At 38.3% G+C, this 21,294-nt stretch carries 21 protein-coding genes and 1 pseudogene; all 22 read left to right on the top strand.

Annotated elements, in window-relative coordinates; translation table 11 throughout:
• Nucleotides 1-16 precede the first annotated feature (16 nt).
• The 22 genes and pseudogenes from PLH43_RS00640 to pseI (PLH43_RS00535) all read left to right on the top strand — a co-directional run bounded on the left by PLH43_RS00640 (nt 17) and on the right by pseI (PLH43_RS00535) (nt 21,292).
• On the top strand, nt 17-1,159 hold the full coding sequence (locus PLH43_RS00640) for a glycosyltransferase (protein WP_324359013.1): 1,143 nt from the start codon (nt 17-19) through the stop codon (nt 1,157-1,159).
• A gap of 225 nt (nt 1,160-1,384) precedes the next feature.
• A pseudogene (locus PLH43_RS00635) lies at nt 1,385-2,206 on the top strand (flagellin).
• Nucleotides 2,207-2,296: 90 nt separating this feature from the next.
• Nucleotides 2,297-3,118 carry a flagellin gene (locus PLH43_RS00630; RefSeq protein ID WP_324359011.1) on the top strand — a complete coding sequence of 274 codons (822 nt, stop codon included), beginning with the start codon at nt 2,297-2,299 and terminating at the stop codon, nt 3,116-3,118.
• A 91-nt stretch (nt 3,119-3,209) separates the two neighbouring features.
• A complete protein-coding gene (locus tag PLH43_RS00625; protein WP_324359009.1) occupies nt 3,210-4,028 on the top strand; it encodes a flagellin in 819 nt (272 codons plus the stop codon).
• A 111-nt stretch (nt 4,029-4,139) separates the two neighbouring features.
• Nucleotides 4,140-6,041, top strand: a complete 1,902-nt coding sequence (locus PLH43_RS00620) for a 6-hydroxymethylpterin diphosphokinase MptE-like protein (protein ID WP_324359007.1) — start codon at nt 4,140-4,142, stop codon at nt 6,039-6,041.
• Nucleotides 6,023-6,406 carry a hypothetical protein gene (locus tag PLH43_RS00615; protein ID WP_324359005.1) on the top strand — a complete coding sequence of 128 codons (384 nt, stop codon included), beginning with the start codon at nt 6,023-6,025 and terminating at the stop codon, nt 6,404-6,406. Before PLH43_RS00620 ends, PLH43_RS00615 begins: the two co-directional genes overlap by 19 nt.
• Complete coding sequence (locus tag PLH43_RS00610; RefSeq protein ID WP_324359003.1) at nt 6,387-7,793, top strand: 6-hydroxymethylpterin diphosphokinase MptE-like protein; 1,407 nt, start codon at nt 6,387-6,389, stop codon at nt 7,791-7,793. Before PLH43_RS00615 ends, PLH43_RS00610 begins: the two co-directional genes overlap by 20 nt.
• Complete coding sequence (locus PLH43_RS00605; protein WP_324359001.1) at nt 7,786-8,784, top strand: UDP-N-acetylglucosamine 4,6-dehydratase family protein; 999 nt, start codon at nt 7,786-7,788, stop codon at nt 8,782-8,784. The genes PLH43_RS00610 and PLH43_RS00605 overlap by 8 nt, the downstream gene beginning before the upstream one ends.
• 36 nt (nt 8,785-8,820) lie before the next feature.
• Nucleotides 8,821-10,218: a radical SAM protein gene (locus tag PLH43_RS00600; protein ID WP_324358999.1), complete on the top strand. Its 1,398-nt coding sequence runs from the start codon at nt 8,821-8,823 to the stop codon at nt 10,216-10,218.
• Nucleotides 10,219-10,234: 16 nt separating this feature from the next.
• A complete protein-coding gene (locus PLH43_RS00595; protein ID WP_324358997.1) occupies nt 10,235-10,876 on the top strand; it encodes a pseudaminic acid biosynthesis-associated methylase in 642 nt (213 codons plus the stop codon).
• A gap of 29 nt (nt 10,877-10,905) precedes the next feature.
• A complete protein-coding gene (locus tag PLH43_RS00590; RefSeq protein ID WP_324358995.1) occupies nt 10,906-11,655 on the top strand; it encodes a glycosyltransferase family protein in 750 nt (249 codons plus the stop codon).
• A 15-nt stretch (nt 11,656-11,670) separates the two neighbouring features.
• Nucleotides 11,671-12,531 (top strand): class I SAM-dependent methyltransferase, encoded by an 861-nt coding sequence (locus PLH43_RS00585; protein ID WP_324358993.1) that lies wholly within the window; start codon nt 11,671-11,673, stop codon nt 12,529-12,531.
• A 53-nt stretch (nt 12,532-12,584) separates the two neighbouring features.
• Nucleotides 12,585-13,331: a TylF/MycF/NovP-related O-methyltransferase gene (locus tag PLH43_RS00580; protein ID WP_324358991.1), complete on the top strand. Its 747-nt coding sequence runs from the start codon at nt 12,585-12,587 to the stop codon at nt 13,329-13,331.
• Nucleotides 13,332-13,348: 17 nt separating this feature from the next.
• Entirely contained in the window at nt 13,349-14,401 is a 1,053-nt protein-coding gene (gene pseI, locus PLH43_RS00575) for a pseudaminic acid synthase (RefSeq protein ID WP_324358989.1), read from the top strand.
• Nucleotides 14,383-14,994: a UDP-4-amino-4,6-dideoxy-N-acetyl-beta-L-altrosamine N-acetyltransferase gene (pseH, locus tag PLH43_RS00570; RefSeq protein ID WP_324358987.1), complete on the top strand. Its 612-nt coding sequence runs from the start codon at nt 14,383-14,385 to the stop codon at nt 14,992-14,994. The genes pseI (PLH43_RS00575) and pseH overlap by 19 nt, the downstream gene beginning before the upstream one ends.
• A gap of 5 nt (nt 14,995-14,999) precedes the next feature.
• The gene (locus tag PLH43_RS00565; RefSeq protein WP_324358985.1) at nt 15,000-15,215 is read left to right on the top strand and encodes an acyl carrier protein; all 216 of its coding nucleotides are present in this window, start codon (nt 15,000-15,002) and stop codon (nt 15,213-15,215) included.
• 5 nt (nt 15,216-15,220) lie between these two features.
• Nucleotides 15,221-16,894, top strand: a complete 1,674-nt coding sequence (locus PLH43_RS00560) for an HAD-IIIC family phosphatase (protein WP_324358983.1) — start codon at nt 15,221-15,223, stop codon at nt 16,892-16,894.
• Nucleotides 16,863-17,267 (top strand): VOC family protein, encoded by a 405-nt coding sequence (locus PLH43_RS00555; RefSeq protein WP_324358981.1) that lies wholly within the window; start codon nt 16,863-16,865, stop codon nt 17,265-17,267. The genes PLH43_RS00560 and PLH43_RS00555 overlap by 32 nt, the downstream gene beginning before the upstream one ends.
• A 100-nt stretch (nt 17,268-17,367) precedes the next feature.
• A complete protein-coding gene (pseG, locus tag PLH43_RS00550) occupies nt 17,368-18,432 on the top strand; it encodes a UDP-2,4-diacetamido-2,4,6-trideoxy-beta-L-altropyranose hydrolase (RefSeq protein WP_324358979.1) in 1,065 nt (354 codons plus the stop codon).
• Between the two features lie 376 nt (nt 18,433-18,808).
• Nucleotides 18,809-19,453, top strand: coding sequence for a pseudaminic acid biosynthesis-associated methylase (locus PLH43_RS00545; protein WP_324358977.1), 645 nt, complete (start codon nt 18,809-18,811; stop codon nt 19,451-19,453).
• Between the two features lie 83 nt (nt 19,454-19,536).
• Nucleotides 19,537-20,262, top strand: coding sequence for a pseudaminic acid cytidylyltransferase (pseF, locus tag PLH43_RS00540; protein WP_324358975.1), 726 nt, complete (start codon nt 19,537-19,539; stop codon nt 20,260-20,262).
• Nucleotides 20,243-21,292, top strand: coding sequence for a pseudaminic acid synthase (gene pseI, locus PLH43_RS00535; protein WP_324358973.1), 1,050 nt, complete (start codon nt 20,243-20,245; stop codon nt 21,290-21,292). The genes pseF and pseI (PLH43_RS00535) overlap by 20 nt, the downstream gene beginning before the upstream one ends.
• Nucleotides 21,293-21,294: the final 2 nt, after the last annotated feature.

Here is a 21,294-nt window from a genome sequence, read left to right as displayed (position 1 = left end):
TCATGGAGGTTGGAGAGTGAGTAAAGGGTTAGTTTCTATAATCATATGTGTCTACAACGGTGAAAAGTATATAGAGTCTAGTATAAAAAGTGCTCTCATTCAAACCTACCCGAACATAGAAATAATTGTAGTTGATGACGGCTCGACCGACATGACGGGCAAGATTGTAAAAAGATATCCGGAACTTAAATATATTTACCAAGAAAATAAAGGCGTTTCAGAGGCCAGAAATACAGGATTGGAGTACTCTAAAGGAGAGTATATTGCATGGCTGGATGCCGATGACTTGTATTTACCCGATAAAGTAAAGGAGCAAGTTGACTTTTTACAGCAGCATAAAGATATAGATTGCGTTTATAATGATGTTCTTCTAATCGATGCTTACGTCAAGAAGGTTAAAGAACTTAAAAGCGACTACGGGGACCTTTCACCGAACGATTTTTTGGCACAGCTTCTCTTCAGGCAAGTTATTCCTTGTATGCCAAGTGTCATATATAGGAGAAAATGTTTTGAAAGTTTCAGGTTTCTTCCCGATATGAGATATGCAGAAGATTATTGGATGAGCATTCAGTTGGCACAAAGATTTAGGTTCGGATACTTGCGCAAAGTGCTCTATAAATACAGAAGACACGATTCAAACTTAAGCAAAAATGAAGAAAAACATAAAGAAATGGAAATTAAAGTGCTTAAAAATCTAGGAGCGGATAAAATAAAAGACATAGTAGAAAAATCTTCTTATCCGGAGCCTGAAAAGCTTTTACTTTTGGCTAAAATTCTTATCAAAATCGAGGAGTACGATAAAGCGAGCAACACCTTGGAGAATATTCAGGTTTTAGACCCCGCTGAATATAGAAAAATTCAATTTTTAAAATACTTTTATTTGGGAAATGTGAATTGTCTTACAGATGAATATTTGAAGGCAAAATTCTATTATGAAGAAGCACTTCAAATAGACCCTTGCAGAGCAGAAGGGTACAATAGTTTAGGTGTAGTATTACATTATTTGTCAAGGACTGAGGAAGCACTTGGAAAGTTTAATAAAGCAGCCGATTTGAGAAAAGAATATCTTGATCCTAAGACCAATCTTCAAAACATAAAAACAGGGGCAAATTTAAAAGTAACAATGAGAGAACTAAGAGAAAATTTAATGGTTTACTAAAAAATCAAAGTCTTCTTAATTATAAATCATAAATTTCCCATAAAAAAAAAGCTAAATTTATTAAAGTATCGTTTGATTTTACCCGATAAATATCATGTACAGAGATAATGGCAATTTATCTATGTTGGCGCCAAATAGATAAAATGCCATATCTGTACATATATTTTTAAAACAAATACGCTTAAAGGAAAGGATTCCAAAGCGCAAATCAAGGAGGAATGATTTATGAGAATCAATAATAACATTATGGCGTACAACGCTCACAGGCAGTTAAAGGTTAATGCATCGGCACAGGAAAAATCATTGGAAAAATTGTCATCAGGATACAGAATCAACAGAGCCGGAGACGATGCAGCAGGTCTGTCCATCTCCGAAAAGATGAGAGCGCAGATCAGAGGTCTGCAGATGGCATCGAAAAATGCCCAGGACGGTATTTCGTTGATACAGACTGCTGAAGGAGCATTGCAGGAAACTCACGCTATACTCCAAAGAATGAGAGAGCTTGCAGTACAGGCTGCAAACGATACAAACGTATCAAAAGACAGAAGTGCTATAGCCCTTGAAATAAAGGAATTATCGAATGAAGTAACAAGAATAGCTCAGAAAACCCAGTTCAACACCAGAACACTTTTGGCCGGTGGATTGACAGGCTCAAAAGCAGTTACAATCCAAATAGGTGCTAATAGTGGAGAGACCTTGTCTATAACAATAGGAACAATGACAGCTGAAAAGCTTTCAATATCTGCTTTGAGTGTTACCGATTCTAAAAATGCTCAATCGGCCATTACGAAAATTAATAACGCAATCAACACAGTATCAACAGAAAGGGCAAAACTTGGAGCTAAGCAGAACAGGCTGGAGCATACAATAAAGAACCTTGATACAGCAGCAGAGAACCTGCAGGCATCTGAATCAAGAATTAGAGACGTAGACATGGCTTAAGAAATGATGAACTTTACAAAGAACAATATTCTCAATCAGGCTGCTACAGCAATGTTAGCTCAAGCCAACCAGGTTCCTCAGGGAGTTCTTCAGTTATTGGGCTAATCCGATATTTAGCATTTTAATTAGTTTAGTTTATTATAATAAAAAGATGCTCATTGCATGGATGCTATAAAAGTCAAGGAGGAATGAATTATGAGAATCAATAACAACATTATGGCGTACAACGCTCACAGGCAGTTAAAGGTGAACGCATCAGCTCAGGAAAAATCACTGGAGAAATTGTCGTCAGGATACAGAATCAACAGAGCCGGAGACGATGCAGCAGGTCTGTCCATCTCCGAAAAGATGAGAGCGCAGATCAGAGGTCTGCAGATGGCATCGAAAAATGCCCAGGACGGTATTTCGTTGATACAGACTGCTGAAGGAGCATTGCAGGAAACTCACGCTATACTCCAAAGAATGAGAGAGCTTGCAGTACAGGCTGCAAACGATACAAACGTGTCAAAAGACAGAAGTGCCATAGCTCTCGAAATAGAACAGTTGGCAGAAGAAGTAACCAGAATAGCTGAAAAAACCCAGTTCAACACCAGAACACTGTTGGCCGGCGGAATGGCAAGCAGTAATGCAATTACAATTCAAATTGGTGCTAATAGCGGAGAAACCTTGTCCATATCAATAGGAACAATGACAGCTAAAAAATTGGATATAGCAAGCTTGAAGGTTACCGATTCTAAAAATGCTCAATCGGCCATTACGAAGATTAATGACGCAATTAACACAGTATCAACAGAAAGAGCAAAACTTGGAGCTAAGCAGAACAGGCTTGAGCATACAATAAAGAACCTCGATACAGCAGCAGAGAACCTGCAGGCATCTGAATCAAGAATCAGAGACGTAGACATGGCTCAAGAAATGATGAACTTTACAAAGAACAATATTCTCAATCAGGCTGCTACGGCAATGTTGGCTCAAGCCAACCAGGTTCCTCAGGGAGTTCTTCAGTTATTGGGCTAATCCGATATTTAGCATTTCGACTAGTGCAGTTTACCGTTAAATTAAAAAGTGGTTATGCAAGGATGCCGTGAAAATCAAGGAGGAATGAATTATGAGAATCAATAACAACATTATGGCGTATAACGCTCACAGACAGTTGAAAGTTAATGCGTCAGCCCAGGAAAAATCATTGGAGAAATTGTCATCAGGATACAGAATCAACAGAGCCGGAGACGATGCAGCAGGTCTGTCCATCTCCGAAAAGATGAGAGCGCAGATCAGAGGTCTGCAGATGGCATCGAAAAATGCCCAGGACGGTATTTCGTTGATACAGACTGCTGAAGGAGCATTGACTGAAACTCATGCAATACTTCAAAGAATGAGAGAGCTTGCAGTACAGGCTGCAAACGATACAAACGTATCAAAGGATAGAAGTGCTATCAAACTTGAGCTTGATGAATTGGCTGCTGAAATCACAAGAATAGGTGATAAGACGCAGTTCAACACTCAAAATCTGTTGACTGGAAGCTTTAGCGGAAAGTTACTGCAGATTGGTGCCAACAAAGAAGAGACTCTCTCAATCACAATAGGAGATATGAGAGCTACTGCCTTAGGAGTAAAAGCATCTTCTTTAACTGTAGATTCATCCAGTAACGCTCAAAATACTATTGATATAATCAATTCAGCAATTAACAAAGTATCCGAAGAAAGAGCAAAACTCGGAGCTAAGCAGAACAGGCTGGAGCATACAATAAAGAACCTCGATACAGCAGCAGAGAACCTGCAGGCATCTGAATCAAGAATCAGAGACGTAGACATGGCTCAGGAAATGATGAACTTTACAAAGAATAATATCCTCAATCAGGCTGCTACGGCAATGTTGGCTCAAGCCAACCAGGTTCCGCAGGGAGTTCTTCAGTTATTGGGCTAAATTATAATGCCAAATTATAATCTGGCATGATATAGCTGAACAAAAAGGCCGGCAGGGATTCTTGCCGGTCTTTTTTAGAATTTAGAATATTTAACAGGCAGGAGGAGCTTTATGGGCGACATATTCAAGCTTAATATTGATGCTTTAAGAGAAAAATATCCGCGTCTGGCAGAAGTTTTTGAATATTTGAATACTGAAGAGTCTGAAAGCAGTGTTATTCTTGAAAATTCAAAAAACGGAATGCCAAATTTTAAAGTAAAAAAAGGGGAACACACATTTTTCATTCACAGTGCATATGATCCCCAAACAGAAGCGGTTAGATGGGCAGAAAGAATTAATCTAAAGGGTTTTGATACAATTGCAATTTTAGGTGTCGGATGCGGGTATCATCTGGAGGAACTTGAAAAAAAATATCCCGACAAAAACAAAATTGTGATTGAACCGGACAAAAATGTGTTCCTGAAGCTTCTTAATACAAGGGATATCACATCTTTGATATTGAATGAAAACATACTGTTTATAATAAGCGACAACACCGAAGAGATTGGAAGGGTATTTTTATCCTTAAGGGAAGAGGGACAGATAGACAATGTAGAGTTTAACGAATTATTAAGTTATAGGAAAGTTTATGAGGAGTGGTGGTTGAATTTAAAAAAAGACTATATAAAATTCTCCAGATTATATCAAATAAATGGCAATACAAGTGTATTTTTTGCGGAAACATGGTTAACCAATTTGTTTGAGGGAATGTGGCAGCTGACAAAAAGCACACATATCAAGGGATACAAATCTGCTTTTACCAATGTTCCCGCAATTGTTGTTTCTGCAGGTCCGGCATTGAATAAAAATATACATCTTTTAAAAGAGCTGTACAACAAAGCAGTTATCATTTCTGCCGGTTCTTCGATTAACATTTTGGAAAGCCGGGGGATTACACCCCATATTATGGTTGGGGTGGATGGCGGTGAGCCTGAAAGCCGTATATTTAATAACGTAAAATCCGATGAGATATATTTTGCTTATACTCTTTCGGTTCATTATGACGGATTAAAGAATTATAAAGGTCCGAAAATATATTTTAAGACCAATGCATTGGGATATGAAAACTGGGTTGACAATAAGATGGGCGTAGAGGGAGCAGAATGCATGTGTTCCGGCTCTTCTGTGTCAAATATATCCTTGGATATTGCAAGATATATGGGATGCAATCCGATAATTCTTATAGGTCAGAATTTGTCCTTTCCAAATATGGAGTGTTATGCCGAGGGTGCAGTATTAAAGCAGGAACAGGACGATATTATCCGTGATCAAATAGAGAAAAAGACGAGATACTATATCCAAGAGAAAGATATTCACGGTAATGATGTGTATACAACTCAAAGCATGCTTTCCATCAGGTATTATTTTGAGGAATATGTCAGAATTTACTCCGACAGGTTATATTTGAACGGTTCTGAGGACGGATTGCCCATAAAGGGAATGAAGAATATGCCTCTTAAAGAAATTATAGACACATACTGCATAGAGGAATATGACATTAAGGGAACCTTGGACAGTAAATTTAAAGAGGAATTTGAGGCAGAAAATATAGAAGACAAGAAGGCTAAAATCAGAACAATTTTGGAAGATATTCGCAATGAAAGTAGTGAAATGAAAGAAAAAGCTATAAAGAGATTAGATTTAATTCTCGATATATTAAGTAATATCAGAGGTGTCCACGATGACAAGTGGAAAGAAATTGACAAATTAACAGATGAAATAGAGGGCAGTGACTTGTATAAATATTTTATTGAACCTTTAAGCAAATACTTTATTCGGGCTATCAAGAACGAAAGAGAAAGAAAAATTGAAAGCATGTCCGACATGCAAGAGAAGTTGAAATATCTGTATGAGGGATTGCTTATGCAGTATGCTGAAGTGAAAGACAAAATTTCCTTGATAGATAATTTGTCAAACAAAATAATAAAAGACATTGATAAAAAGGAGGAGTCAGAATGTCTCAGTATGCTTTAAAAAAGGAAATTATAGGTACGGCAGCTGAATATATCGTAAAAGCTTCCGAAGGAATAGAGCAGATAATAGATTTTTTCCAAAGCGGTGGGGAAGACATAGCAACAAGAATGATGGTCGATTTGATAGAAGGGATTGAATGGCTTGTACAAGCTATAGAGGGCACAAGGGATATACACGGAAAGTATTCACCGGATATCTCTCAGGCAAATTCCGTGTTGACGGAAATAACAGAGGCCTACGAAAATATGGATTATGTTTTACTTAGCGATTTATTGGAATATGAGCTGTTACCCATAGTGAACTTGTGGCAGGAACAACTTGCGAACATAAAGGGAGTATTGGATAATGACAATGCTGCAGAATAATCTGGAATTGCTGAAAAAAAGATATCCGGATATATATGATGAAATAAAGGACATTCATGTTGATTCAAATATGTACCAAATTATAGAAAACAACGAAGGCCAAAAGACTCTGAAGATGACTCAAAGCCTGTATGGCGAGAATAAAAGCCACTTTTTACACAGCAAATACCATCCGGATGTTGAAGCAGAAAGGTTTGCCCGGGAACAATACAAACCGGAGTTTCCCATCCATATCCTGTACGGGTTTGGATTTGGTTATCATGTCGGGAAAATTGCCGGTTTTTTGGAGCCGGGCAGCAGTCTGTATGTAATAGAAAATAATTTGACGGTCTTTAGGCTGGCATTGGAGAATGTGGATCTTGCTTCTATTTTAGAAGATCCGCGCATTTTTCTGATTATCTCAAGGGATGTTGCTTATATATCAAGAACGGTTAAGAAGTTAATTGACGATAACTTTGACAAAGTTAATTTTATTACGCATCCCGCCTCATTAAAAGCAATTCCTGCAGAAAATGAATATTTTAAATTTGTAATGGAAAACTGGAATCTTAAGAAGAGTATTACCGATGATTACGATAATAGCCTGCGTAATAATGCAAGCGAAAACTTAAAGCTAAACAGTCCCAATGTTGGGATATTTTTTGACAAGTTTAAGAATGTACCGATAATCGTTGTATCCACCGGACCTTCCCTTGATAAGAATATAGATTTGCTGAAAGAAGCAAAGGGAAGAGCGCTGATTATTGCAGCGGGCTCCGCCCTAAGACCCCTGCTTATAAGAAACATAGAGCCGGATTTTTTTGCCATTATTGACCCGCAGAAGGAAACTTACAACCAGATAAATGGGTATGAAAATATTGGCATTCCCCTTATTTACCTGGCAACGGCTGCCTCATATACCATTTCACGCTACTTAGGTCCGAAATTTATCGCCTATTACGGAAAGTTTAATAACGGTTCGGAATATGTGGTGGATTCGGGAGGATCGGTTGCGACCACCATACTGGATGTAGCCATTAAAATGGGGGGAAATCCCATTATATTAGTGGGGCAGGATTTGGCATATGTGGATGGAAAAAATCACGCCGAATATGGCAGCCATAACAGTATTTACTCCCCAAAATTAAAAAACATGAGAAGAGTAAAAGGGCAAAATGGGGAAATTCTATATACATCCCTTGGATATTTGAGTTATAAATACTGGATTGAAAACAGGATAGAAAATGAGCAAAGAGTATTTCTAAATGCTACCGAGGGTGGAGCTTATATCGAAGGAATGAAACATATCAAGTTAAGAGATGTAATTTCCGATTATCTTAAAGAACGTTTCGATTTTAAAGATAAAATTGAATCTATACTAAAAGAGAGCGGGGTTCAGCATGTTTAAGGACAAAAAGATATTGGTTATTGGAGGAACGGGATCTATTGGACAAGCTCTGATTGAACGTATTTTAACTGAAAAGCCGGCTGTAATCAGAGTTTACAGTAGAGATGAGTACAAGCAGTTTTTGCTTGGAGAAAAGTTCAGGGAAAACACCAATATCAGGTATCTTATCGGTGATGTAAGAGAAGAGGATAGATTGGACAGGGCAATGAACGGCATTGACATTGTGTTTAATCTTGCTGCTCTAAAGCATGTACCCGTATGCGAGTATAATCCCTTTGAGGCTGTTAAGACAAATGTTATCGGAAGTCAGAATGTAATAACCTGTGCTTTGGCAAACAAAGTAAAAAGAGTAATTTATACCAGCAGCGACAAGGCTGTTTCCCCCACCAATACCATGGGTGCGACAAAGCTTTTGGCAGAAAGGCTTATGTCCTCCTTCAACTATGCAAGGGGAAACACAGATACTGTGTTTGCTTCTGTCAGATTCGGAAATGTAATGGGCTCGAGAGGCTCTGTAATTCCTCTTTTTAAGCAGCAGGTTTTAGAAAAGAGATACATTACGGTAACCGAGCCGGAGATGACAAGATTCATGATGTCCCTTTCGCAGGCAGTGGAGCTTACCATAAAGGCATGCAGCATTGCAAAAGGGGGAGAGGTTTTCGTACTGAAAATGCCTGTAATTCGCTTGAAAGATTTGGCAGAAGTGATTATTGAGGATGTATGTAAAAAGAATAATATTGACCCTAAAAAGATAGAGATTAAGAAAATTGGGTTAAGACCCGGCGAAAAGATGTATGAGGAACTTATGTCGGAGGATGAATCGACAAAAGCTATTGAACTGGATGATATGTATGTGATAAAGCCTCCTTTTGATGAGAATTACAGTAATGATGCCAGAAAGGCGGTTATAAGCAATTATAGCTCTCAAAACGAAAAGGCTCTGACTAAATCGCAAGTAAAAGAGCTGCTTGTGAGGGAAAAATTGATTTAGCTGCTTTATAATAAACAATTACAAAGGATGATAAAATTGAAGATACTACTGATAAATATTTCGTTAAGACCGGAATCCCCAACACTTTTGCCGCCTTTAGGACTGGCTTATATAGCAACGGCAATCCAAAATGCCGGATATGAACTGGAGATACTTGATATTGATGCTTATCGCTACAGCGACGATGAAGTTGAAAGCATGATAAGGGAAAAAGATTATGATGTGGCAGCAATGGGCTGTATCGTAACGGGATATAAACAAGTAAAGAAACTGTGCAGTTTGATTAAAAAGTACAAAAATGTGCCCATAATTGTAGGAAATTCTGTGGCATCATCCGTACCTGAGCTCCTGCTTGAAAAGACTGAAGCAGATATTGCAGTTATAGGCGAGGGAGACATAACGGATATCGAAGTTTTGAAAGCTTTGGAAAATAAAGAGGATCTTTCAAAAGTAAAAGGAATATATTATAAAAAAGACGGTAAAATTATTAGCACCCCTAAAAGAGAGGCCATAAAGGACATCGACAGTATTCCGTTTATAAACTGGGATTTGTTTGATGTAGATTTATATATTGAAAAAAGCAGGATATATATGAACGAGCCTTATCCGGTTCCGTATGAAGAGCTTCGGTCACTGCCCGTAAATACCGCCAGAGGCTGTGCGTTTAGCTGTACATTTTGCTATCATGTTTTTAAGCAGGATAAGTACAGAGTGCGTTCACCCAAATCCGTATGTGACGAAATGAAACTTCTTAAAGAAAAGTATAATATAAATTATGTAAATCTATTTGACGAACTCACATTTTACTCAATAAAGCAGTGTGAAGAATTTGTGGATACTCTTATGGAGTATGACCTTGGAATATTTTGGAAGGCATGCTGCAGAGGAAACTTGTTCAAGGAAAAAGATATTGGCGTTGCCAGGAAGTTAAAAGAAGCCGGCTGTGTCGGACTCGGTTATTCCCTTGAATCTGCAAATCAGGAAATTTTAAGGGCTATGAATAAGAAGCTTAAGAAGGATGAATTTGTTGAGCAGACGAGAGTGCTGAGAGAAGCCGGACTTGCTGTTTGGACAAGCCTTGTGGTAGGGTATCCGCAGGAGACGGAGGAGACTTTGCAAGAAACTTTTGATTGCTGCTATGAGGCAGATATCTACCCAAGTGTAGGATATCTGATACCGCTACCCGGTACTCCTGTATTTGAATATGCAATGGAAACCAATGCCATCTGCGATGTGGAGGAATACCTTTTAAATTCGGGCGACAGGCAGGATTTCAGGATTAATCTTACTGGTATGGACCGTAAAGCTATAGAAGATATAGTAAAAATAAATCTAAAGAGAATATCCAACAAATTGAAGCTTGGACTTGAGGAAGACAAGCTTATAAAAACAGGACATTATAAGCATAATGCTTTGAAAGCGGCAGCAAAATAACAGGGAGGAAGAAAGTATGATTACAAATCTGCAGGAATCCACATGGTCAGGACAATTTGGCAAGGATTACACCGACAGGTGCACATTTACTCCTGAAGAGCTTGATGACCTGTATAAAAGAGAATATGGCATAAGCAGGCAGGAGATGAATGAGAGGTTTTTATCAGGGCTGGGGCTTAAGAACAAGAGGATTTTGGAAGTAGGATGCAATGTGGGCAATCAGCTTAGAATGCTTCAAAGCATGGGATTTGACAATTTATATGGGATAGAGCTTCAGCAATATGCCGTGGAAAAGGCAAAGAGTCTTACCAAGGGTATAAATATCATCCAGGGAGTCGGAGATGACATACCTTTTAAGGACGGATATTTTGACATGGTTTTTACCAGCGGGGTACTAATTCATATTGCTCCCGACAATATAAACCGGGTGCTTGATGAGATATACCGCTGTACCGGTAAATATATCTGGGGTTTTGAATATTATGCCGATGAGTATACGGAGGTAAACTATAGAGGAAATAGTGACCTTCTGTGGAAAACGAATTTTTCAAAGCTATATCTTGACAGATTTCCGGGATTGGAATTGGTAAAGGAAGAGAAGTTCAAGTACCTGAATAATGATAATATTGATGTAATGTTTTTACTGCAAAAGAAATAGTTTTTGTTTTGCAAGAATGGGAGGAGTATATGAGAATAGGGGCTATCGTACAGACGAGGATGGGCTCAAGCAGACTGCCCGGCAAGGTTATGCTGGACTTGTGCGGAAAGCCGGTTATAGACCATGTAATAGAGAGGCTGAAGCGATCAAAGCTTTTGAATGAAATAATTATTGCCACTACTACATTGGAGATGGACAAAGTAATAGTGGAGCAGGCAAAGAAAAACGGAGTAAAATGGTTTTGCGGAAGCGAGAATGACGTATTGTCGAGGTATTATTACGCAGCTAAAGAAAACAACCTTGATACGGTGGTTCGTATTACTTCGGACTGTCCGTTGATTGATCCTGTGCTGTTGGACAAGGTAGTGGAATTTTATATCTCTAACAATTACACATTGGTAACCAATGCAGGAAATGATTTGACGCAGAGGACATTTCCCAGAGGGCTTGATGTTGAGGTGTTTTCCTACAAAGTGTTGGAGGATGCCTTTATTCATGCTGATAAAAATTACCAAAGGGAACATGTTACTCCCTATGTGTATGAAACTTATGAGAAGAGTATATACTACTATAAAAATGATACCGACTACTCCAATCTAAGATGGACTCTGGATACGAATGAAGACTTTGAATTGATTACAGCAATTTATGACAGATTGTATGACAGGTATAACGGAAAATTTGGTTTTGATGAAGTTTTAGAGCTTATGAAAACGAATCCTGAGCTATCTCGGATTAATGCAAATGTTGAACAGAAAAGCTTGCATAACAGCACATAAGAAAGGAATTCATTCATGACGGACGGAAAGCACGAGTTTGACAATTATTACAGCATTAATAGTGAATACAAGGTGATTGAATGTAAAGACTGCGGCTTTTATCATGTTTATCCTTACCCGGACAATGATTTTCTAAACACATTTTACTCAAAAGAATATAAAGATGAATTAAGCAAAATAAATCTCAAAGAAAAAGTGGCAAGGATAAAAAGACTGATAAAATCCAGAGAAATATTGGACATTGGGTGCGGTAGCTGCGAGCTTCTTAAAGAATTTGAAAATGAAGGATTTAAACCATACGGCATAGAGCCTTCCGAAAGAGGGGCAGAGGAATGCAATGACAAAGGGATTCGTGTTAAGAATGAATTTGCAGATAAAAACAGGTTTGGCAAGAAATTTGAGCTGATAAATCTCAGCTTTGTATTGGAGCATATACCGAATCCTTATGATTTTATGGAAAAAATAAAGTCGGAATTTATGTCTGAGGAAGGATATTTATCTATCGAGGTTCCAAACGACTTTAATCTTTTGCAGAGGGTTTATACAGCTTACCATAAAACGGAACCATATTGGATACATTTTCCGGACCATTTGAATTACTGGAACTTTGACACCTTTAAAAACTTCCTTGAAAGGGCAGGATTTGAAGTTGTTTATCAGACATCTTCTTTCCCGCTGGAAATGTTTTTATTGATGGATGAAGATTATATTAAGAAAAAGGAGCTTGGAAAAATTGTGCATTCGAAAAGAGTGCAATTTGAGTTGAAGTTTAAGCAAATAGGGAAGACAGAAGACATTTTTATGATATATCAGAAGTTGTCTGAAATAAATGTTGGAAGAGAGATACAGGTTATTGCCAAAAGAGTGAAGAATTAGCGCATAGAGGGTCAAAATATATTCTTATCTGATGCATAGGGGAGATATAGGCTATGGCAACTAATTTCAGCACAAAGGAACACAGCAGCAATAAAGAGCGTGATATGCGAAAGTACTTCTACGACCTGTTTAAGAATAGTCCCATACCGGAAAACGAATTGCTTTCAAACTTGGGACTTTACATCAACAGGCAAACCTTGTCGAGACAACTTTTTATGCATGAATTATATAAGAAAATAATTAATGTTCATGGAGTAATTATGGAATTTGGCGTAAGGTGGGGACAAAACCTTGCGTTGTTTGAGAATTTTAGAGGTATATACGAGCCTTTCAATTACAACAGAAAGATTATAGGTTTTGACACTTTTGGCGGATTTCCGTCAGTTACAAGTCTGGACAAAGGACTAAAAAAAGGCGACTATAGTGTAACTGAAAACTATGAGCTATATTTGGAAAAGGTGTTGGACTATCATGAGTCGGAAAGTCCGGTTTCACATATAAGAAAGTACGAGCTGGTTAAAGGAGATGCGACTGTAACCTTAAAGGACTATTTGGAGAATAATCCCCATACTATAATTGCACTGGCATATTTTGATTTTGATATTTACGAACCTACAAAGGAATGTTTGAAATTAATAAAAAATCACATTACAAAAGGAACGATAATAGGGTTTGACGAACTAAATGTCAGTGATTTTCCCGGGGAAACCATAGCTCTGAAAGAAGTTTTGGAATTAAGCTCTTACAGAATTCAGAGATTGCCGATAAGTCCTTTACAGTCATATATAGAAATTATTTAGTTGTGGGGGTGGTATATATGCAAAACAGAAGAATTAAAATCAGGGACAGGGAAATTGGTGAGGGATGTCCCTGTTATATTATTGCGGAAATGTCTGCGAACCATGCAGGAGATTTAAACAGAGCAATCGAAATAATATACGCAGCAAAAGAAGCCGGTGCGGATTGCATAAAAATACAAACTTATACACCGGACACTATGACCATAAACTCTGATAAAAAATACTTTCATATAGATAACGGTACCTGGAAAGGAGAAAATTTATACAGCCTCTACCAAAAGGCAAATACACCTTGGGAATGGCATGGACGGCTTAAAGAAGAAGCTGAAAAAGCAGGAATTGATTTCTTTTCAACTCCGTTTGACAAATCGGCGGTGGATTTTTTGGAGGAATTGGGGGTTGAGTTTTATAAAATAGCTTCTTTTGAGATTGTAGATATTCCCTTAATAAAATATATCGCATCAAAGAAAAAGCCTATTATTATGTCAACAGGTATGGCAACTTTAGGAGAAATTGAAGAAGCAGTGGAAACTATTAGGGCACAAGGAAATGATAATTTCTGTCTTTTAAAATGCTCCAGTGCCTACCCTGCAGTACCGGAGCAAATGAATTTAAAGACGATAACCCATTTAAAAGATACATTTAATGTTCCTGTGGGCTTGTCAGACCATTCGTTAGGTTCAGTTTCTGCGGTTGTGGCGGTTGCCATGGGAGCTAGCGTTATTGAAAAACATTTTTGTTTGAGCAGAAAAATCAAAAATCCCGATTCGTCCTTTTCCATGGAGCCGGACGAGTTCAAAAGGATGGTTGAAGATGTGAGGGCTGCAGAAAAATCAATTGGAAAGGTAAGCTACAGTATTTCGGAAAATGAAGCTGTAAGCCGCAGCCACAGAAGATCGATTTTTGCTGTGAAGGATATAAAAAAAGGAGAGGCCTTTACAGAGGAAAACATAAAGGTAATAAGACCTGCAGACGGTTTGGAGCCAAAATATTTTGAGCAGGTTTTGAACCGGAAAGCATCGGAAGACATTGAAAGGGGGACACCGTTAAAGTGGACAATGATAAGCTAGAAGAAGGTTATGTTAATTTCATAAATATTCTTGAGCTTGACGATATTTACGTAAAAAAGTTGAGGGACTGGCGCAATCAGGATTTTGTAAGGCAAAGGATGTTTAATCAGGACATTATTACGGAAGAAGATCATGCCAAATTTATTGAGCATTTGAAAAATAACAGAGAAAAAAACTTTTATATATGCTTTTTGGGCAGTAAACCCTTTGGGGTATTGAGCTATGACTTCGACAGGAAAAATAACAATCTTGAATTCGGTTATTACCTGGTGGAGCAGGAGTTTATAAACAGCGGACTTGGAATAGTTATGGAATATTCGTTGTTAAACCACGCGTTTTATGATTTAAAGGTGAATAAAGTGTTTTGCAGGACGATGTCGAGTAATGAAAAGGTTGTGAGTTTGCATACAAGCTTTGGTTTTGAGACCGAAGGTATATTAAAGCAGCATGTCAAAATAAACGACAGTTATGAGGATATAACATTTCAGGCTATAACAGAGAGCATTTGGGCTCAAACGAGGCCAAAGATAGAGAAGTATTTGAGAGTAATAGCGGACATCGACAAAATAGGTACAATAACCGGGAGGTGCTGATTTATATGGAAAAACTGATTGAACTGGTGTCGGAAATATTAAACGTAGATAAAGAAAGTATAAATCTTGAAACTTCAAGGGATAAAACTTCGGCATGGGACTCATTAAATCACATAAGGCTGGTGGCTGAGGTTGAAGAGCAGCTAAACATAAAAATTCCTTTCGAAAAAGTACCGGATATAAAAAAAGTAGGTGACTTTTTAGATTATGTTAAGGAGTGAGTGATTTGAAACTGTCACTGCTTTCCAACATAAACTTAGATTCTCTTATCGGAAGGCTCTCAAAGCTATATGATGTATACAAAACCGAAGGATACGGAACATGGATACAGGAGATAATAAACCCAGATTCGGGCTTGTATTCTTTTGGACCGGAGATAGTTTTTATTGTTATTGACGGGGAAGAAATGTTCAAGGGTCAAAGTAAAGATAGCAACACTATTGATATGAACATAAGTTATATTGAAGAGGCCGTAAAAAACAATCCTGATATAACATTTTTTGTAAGTAATATTGATTTATGGACCAGAAAGATTGAATGCGCTAAGTCCGGGTCAGAAGAAAGAAGGCTTGAATTCTTGTGGGAAGACAGCCTTTTTTTGATGAGCGGCAAATATAGAAATTTCTATATTCTTGACTTGAAAAGCATCATAGAAGATAAAGGAAGGGAACAGTTCTATTCCAAAAAGCTATGGTATTTAGGCGGAATAAAATATTCAATGAAGGCGGAGAAACTACTGGAGCAGCATATTAATAGATGTGTTGCCTCAGTTAAGGGCACAAGAAAAAAGTGTCTGGTTTTGGACCTCGACAACACCTTGTGGGGTGGTGTTGTGGGGGAAGCCGGCCTTGAAGGAATAGAGCTTTCGGATTACAAGGAAGGTGCCAGATATAAGGACTTTCAAAGAAAACTGAAGGAAATAAAGGACTTGGGGATAATACTTGCTGTGGTATCCAAAAACAATTTTGATGATGCGATAAAGGTTATAAGAGAGCATAAACACATGGTACTAAGAGAGGAAGACTTTGTTGCACTGAAAATAAACTGGGACCTGAAATCCCAAAATATAAGGGATTTGTCCGAAGAACTCAATATCGGGCTTGACTCCATGGTATTTATTGACGATAACCCGATAGAAAGGGAAAGCGTAAAAAGGGAGCTTTCAGAGGTAACTGTTCCGGATTTTCCCCAAGATACTTCTGAGCTTGTGGATTTTGCAACGGAGCTTTATAACAATTATTTTTATACATTGGATACAACCGATGAAGATACTGTGAAAACCGAGATATATCGTCAGAATATAAAGCGAAGGGATGCACAAAAATCCTGTACTTCTTATGAAGCTTTTTTAAAATCCTTAGAGACCAAGATTGAGATTTGCAGAATAAGTCCGGAAAATGTTCAAAGAGCTGCGCAGCTTACTCAAAAAACCAATCAATTCAATTTGACTACCAAAAGGTATAGTGAACAGGAACTCTTGGCTCTGATAGATGAGGAGGGCTTTGAAGGCTTTGCGGCTTATGTCAGTGACAGATTCGGGGATAACGGCATGGTCAGTGTTGTAATAACAAAGCATAAGACCGACGGTGAAGTTGAGCTGGACACTTTTTTGCTAAGCTGCAGGGTTATGGGCAGGTTTATTGAAGACCAGATAATAGGGTTTATTGAAGATTTACATAAAAAGTCCGGTTATAAAAGATTGATTACATATTATAGGCCAACGGAAAAAAATGCTCCGGTAAAGGATTTGTTTGAAAGACTGGGCTATACGCTTTTAGACGTAGATAAAGCAGGCAACAAAAAATATGTTTTGGATTTGGAAGAATCAAACACATGTTTCAGAAAAAAATTCGGGGAGCTGAGGTATTGTGAGAATACACCATCTGGGCTATGCTGTTAAAAACATGGAAGCTTCTGTTGAGGAGTTTTTGAAAATTGGGTACGAGAAGCTTGGGGAAACTGTTGCCGACAAGACGAGGAAGGTTTTAATTCAATTTATGAAGCTTGGAGATTACTGCATCGAACTGGTGTCACCAATGGATGCAGCCTCTTCAATAAACGGCATTATTACCAAATCGGGAAATACTCCGTATCATATATGTTATAGCGTCGGCAATATAGATGATGCGGTTGTGAGACTGAAAAATGAAGGCTATGTTTTAATGGAAAGCCCCTCCTGTGCGGTCGCTATTAATTCCTCTAAAGTAGCATTCTTATACAATAGGAATATGGGGATAATTGAACTGGTGGAAGAAAACCCGAACAGTAAGTAAAAGACGGGTATTGGCAATGGAATTATTGTAACTGTAAAATCACAGGTAAGATATGGGAAAATTCTTAGGTTGAATGGAGAAAGTTTGTTGAGAGGTTGATATGCTGGATATTGGAATTAGAGTAGATGGAAGCAGCAATATCGGTATGGGGCATATAATGCGTTGTTTGTCGCTGGCCAAAGGATTTAGAAATGCCGGCGCCAATGTTTTTTTCCTAAGCCGGTTTGAGCAGGGAATTTCAAAGATTCGACAGGATGAGTTTGAAGTTGTGGAAATGCCGCATGAAAACAGCAGGCATTTAGAAGGCTTTTTCTATGGAGATGCTTCAGAGCTTGAAGAGGATTCAGAAGAAATAATCCGAAAGATTAAGGCATTTAATCTCGATGTACTGATTATTGACTCCTATAACGTCAACCGGGAGTTTTTTTTGAAGCTGAAGCCGCATGTAAAAAAGCTTTGTTATATTGATGATGTGAATAAGTTTGTATATCCTGTGGATGTGCTGATAAACGGAAATGTTACAGCCACAGCCTTCAACTACACCAAATACAGCAATGACGAGCTTATGCTTTTGGGCTTGAAGTATAATCTCATAAGGGACGAGTTTAAAGATTTACCTGAAAGAATAATAAACAGGAATGTACGGGAAATGATGATAACGACGGGGGGGGCGGATCCTTTTAACCTGAGCCTGAGACTTGCCAGTATTATTCTTTCGGATGAAGAGTTCAAAGATATAGGGATAAATATCGTTGTAGGCAGCGGCTTTACTAATGTGGAAAGCCTCAAGGAACTGGCCCGAAAAAGCTCCAATGTTATATTGCATGAAAATGTTTTGAGAATGTCGGAAATAATGCTAAAGTCCGACGTGGCAATATCGGCAGGCGGAAGCACATTGTACGAGTTGTGCGCTTGCGGGACACCGGCTTTGGCAATTGTTATTGCCGACAACCAGAGGGAAATGGTAGATATGCTGTCTTCCCAAGGCTACATAATCAACCTGGGATGGCATGGAGAGCTCTCTAACATGGAGATTTTGCAAAAGATTAAGCTTTTGTGCAAAGATTATGAAAAAAGAGTATCAATTAGCAGGAAAATGCAAAGGTTGGTGGATGGAGAAGGAGTTAGGCGTGTAGTCGAAGAAATAATGAAAGTGTCTTTGTGATGAAGTTTAACTGAAAAAGGACGGCGAGGAATTCTTGCCGGTTTTTTATATATGAACCTGAAACCGAAAAAAGAGGTTGGACGGCAGGGGGAACTTATTTCAAAAGGTTTGATACAATTGCGGTTTTAAAAGTTGGAAGAGTATGAATCAAAAGGTCGTAAAGGGAGTGGATTTAGTTTTCGATATATTAAATAAACAGTGAATAATCGCAAGTATTCACAATATATTAGCCTTTAAGCAAATACTTCAGGGTTTTTAGAATCAAGAGAGTGAAACGGGAAAATATAGCAAGTCACTAAATCGCAAATAAAAATAATGTTTTTCGGGGAAAAATTAAAAATGTAAAATTCTTAAAAATAATTTGGAGGAAACAGATATGGGAAATAACTTACAGGAAAGTACATGGTGCGGCCAGTTTGGAAGGGATTATACGGATAGATGTACTTTTGGACCGGAAGAGCTTGACGAACTTTATACAAATAGGTTTGGTATAAGCTGCATGGAACTTAACAATAGGTTTTTGGCCGGATTGGGGTTGGAGAATAAAAGAGTGCTGGAGGTTGGCTGCAATGTGGGCAACCAGCTGAGGGTGCTTCAAAAAATGGGTTTTACAAAGCTATATGGAATTGAGCTTCAGGAATATGCTGTTGAAAAGAGCAAGAGCCTTACTAAAGGGATAAATATAATTCAAGGTATGGCGGATGACATACCTTTTAAAGACGGATATTTTAACATGGTGTTTACCAATGGAGTATTAATTCATATTTCTCCCGATAATATAAATCGAGTTTTAGATGAGATATACCGCTGTACGGAGGAATATATTTGGGGATTTGAGTATTATGCCGATGAATATGTGGAAGTAAATTATAGGGGCAACGACAGCCTCCTTTGGAAAACCAACTTTTCAAAGCTGTATCTTGATAGATTTCCGTCTCTTGAATTGGTAAAGGAAGAAAAGTTCAAATACCTTGACAACGATAATGTGGATACAATGTTTCTATTGAGAAAAAAGAAATAGCTTAAATTATATCTTCACACTAACATGGATTTGCCGACGGAGTGAAACTACGAAAAAAGACTCTGTTCGTAAGGAGGTTCTCCATGGAAAAAAGCATCGCTATCATACCTGCACGAGGTGGTAGCAAAAGAATACCGAAGAAAAATATAAAAGATTTTTGCGGAAAACCAATTATAGCATATTCTATTGGGGCAGCTTTGGAAAGCGGTGTTTTTGAGGAGGTAATGGTCTCCACAGACAGTGAAGAAATTGCCGAAATTGCAAAGAAATATGGTGCCAGGGTTCCGTTTTTCAGAAGCAGTCAAATGGCGGATGATTACGCCACAACAGCCCAAGTGGTTATGGAGGTCTTGGAAGAATATAAAAAGCTTGGAAGGGAGTTTGATTATGTTTTTTGCTTATATCCGACGGCACCCTTTACGACACCGGAGCTTATAAGAGACGCAGTAAAAATTATGGATACGTATAAGCCCGATGAAGTTATTGCTGTTGTTGAATTTTCTTATCCTCCGCAGAGATGCTATAGTATGGATGAAAACGGTTTTATAAGCTATAAGTACAAAGAGTATATCGATACCAGATCTCAGGACTTGGAAAAATTATATCATGATGCAGGTCAGTTTTACATATATAACGTAAAGCCTTTCTATATGCGAAACGGAAGAATCGAAGACGGAATAATGCCGATAATTTTGTCACCCATGTCAGTTCAAGATATTGATACAGAGGAAGATTGGCTGATTGCCGAAGCCAAATACAAATTGTGGGTTGAGAAAGAAGGGAAAAAAGATGGGCAGCGTGATTCTTGACGGTAATGATTTGCTAAAGTCCGGTAAAGTCTATATTGTTGCAGAGATGTCAGCAAATCACTTGCAGGATATGGACAGGGCAAAACGAATTATTTCAGCTGCAAAAGAGGCCGGGGCCGATGCAATAAAAATACAAACATACCGCCCCGACACAATCACTATAGATTGCTACGGGGAGGAGTTTTTATGTACACCGGGCAGCCCGTGGGAAGGGATGAATCTATTTGAATTGTACAAGACAGCATATACTCCATGGGAGTGGCATCAGGAGCTGTTTGATTATGCGAAAGAAATAGGAATTTCAATGTTTTCTTCACCCTTTGATTTATCTTCTGTAGATTTCCTCAGACAATTTAATATGCCGGCGTACAAGATCGCTTCTTATGAGATAAATGACATTCCGTTGATTAAGAAAGTAGCTTCTGAAGGAAAGCCCATTATTATTTCTACCGGCTTGGCAAACCTCGGCGACATTGAGATGGCAATTGAAACATGCAAAGCGGCAGGAAATGACCAAATTATTTTACTCAAGTGTGTTTCCGAGTATCCCACTCCATATGAAGATATTAATCTTAAGACCATGGTGAATATGAAAGAGACTTTTGGTTGTGTTGTGGGATTGTCCGATCATTCTTTGGGAAGCTGTGTGTCGGTTGCTGCTGTAGCATTGGGAGCTAAAGTAATAGAAAAGCATCTTACATTGTCACGGAAAGATGGAGGAGCGGATTCAAACTTTTCCATGGAACCGGATGAATTTGGAAAAATGGTTCAAGACATAAGGAATGTGGAGAAATCCCTCGGCACCGTGACATATGAGCTTACGGACAGACAAAAGATGAGCAAGAAGAGGTCGCGTTCACTGTATATAGTAAAAGACGTGGCAGCCGGAGAGACTCTTACGCCGGAGAATGTAAAATCCATACGTCCGGGTTATGGGTTACATACCAGGTATTATGAAGAAATTTTAGGCAAAAGGGTAAATCGTGATTTGAAAAAAGGTACTGCTTTGCAGTGGAAGTTTATTGATTGAAC

Origin of the sequence: Acetivibrio sp. (assembly GCF_035371925.1) — a bacterium.
Classification (GTDB): domain Bacteria; phylum Bacillota; class Clostridia; order Acetivibrionales; family Acetivibrionaceae; genus Hungateiclostridium.
The sequence above is the reverse complement of the archived record's forward strand: the minus strand, read 5'-3'. Positions and strand labels throughout refer to the sequence as shown.

Coding starts and splice junctions, on each gene's coding strand:
- PLH43_RS00630 (WP_324359011.1), top strand. CDS start 2,297: ATGAGAATCAATAACAACATTATGGCGTACAACGCTCACAGGCAGTTA.
- PLH43_RS00625 (WP_324359009.1), top strand. CDS start 3,210: ATGAGAATCAATAACAACATTATGGCGTATAACGCTCACAGACAGTTG.
- PLH43_RS00620 (WP_324359007.1), top strand. CDS start 4,140: ATGGGCGACATATTCAAGCTTAATATTGATGCTTTAAGAGAAAAATAT.
- PLH43_RS00615 (WP_324359005.1), top strand. CDS start 6,023: ATGTCTCAGTATGCTTTAAAAAAGGAAATTATAGGTACGGCAGCTGAA.
- PLH43_RS00610 (WP_324359003.1), top strand. CDS start 6,387: ATGACAATGCTGCAGAATAATCTGGAATTGCTGAAAAAAAGATATCCG.
- PLH43_RS00605 (WP_324359001.1), top strand. CDS start 7,786: ATGTTTAAGGACAAAAAGATATTGGTTATTGGAGGAACGGGATCTATT.
- PLH43_RS00595 (WP_324358997.1), top strand. CDS start 10,235: ATGATTACAAATCTGCAGGAATCCACATGGTCAGGACAATTTGGCAAG.
- PLH43_RS00590 (WP_324358995.1), top strand. CDS start 10,906: ATGAGAATAGGGGCTATCGTACAGACGAGGATGGGCTCAAGCAGACTG.
- PLH43_RS00585 (WP_324358993.1), top strand. CDS start 11,671: ATGACGGACGGAAAGCACGAGTTTGACAATTATTACAGCATTAATAGT.
- PLH43_RS00580 (WP_324358991.1), top strand. CDS start 12,585: ATGGCAACTAATTTCAGCACAAAGGAACACAGCAGCAATAAAGAGCGT.
- pseI (WP_324358989.1), top strand. CDS start 13,349: ATGCAAAACAGAAGAATTAAAATCAGGGACAGGGAAATTGGTGAGGGA.
- PLH43_RS00565 (WP_324358985.1), top strand. CDS start 15,000: ATGGAAAAACTGATTGAACTGGTGTCGGAAATATTAAACGTAGATAAA.
- pseG (WP_324358979.1), top strand. CDS start 17,368: ATGCTGGATATTGGAATTAGAGTAGATGGAAGCAGCAATATCGGTATG.
- PLH43_RS00545 (WP_324358977.1), top strand. CDS start 18,809: ATGGGAAATAACTTACAGGAAAGTACATGGTGCGGCCAGTTTGGAAGG.
- pseF (WP_324358975.1), top strand. CDS start 19,537: ATGGAAAAAAGCATCGCTATCATACCTGCACGAGGTGGTAGCAAAAGA.
- pseI (WP_324358973.1), top strand. CDS start 20,243: ATGGGCAGCGTGATTCTTGACGGTAATGATTTGCTAAAGTCCGGTAAA.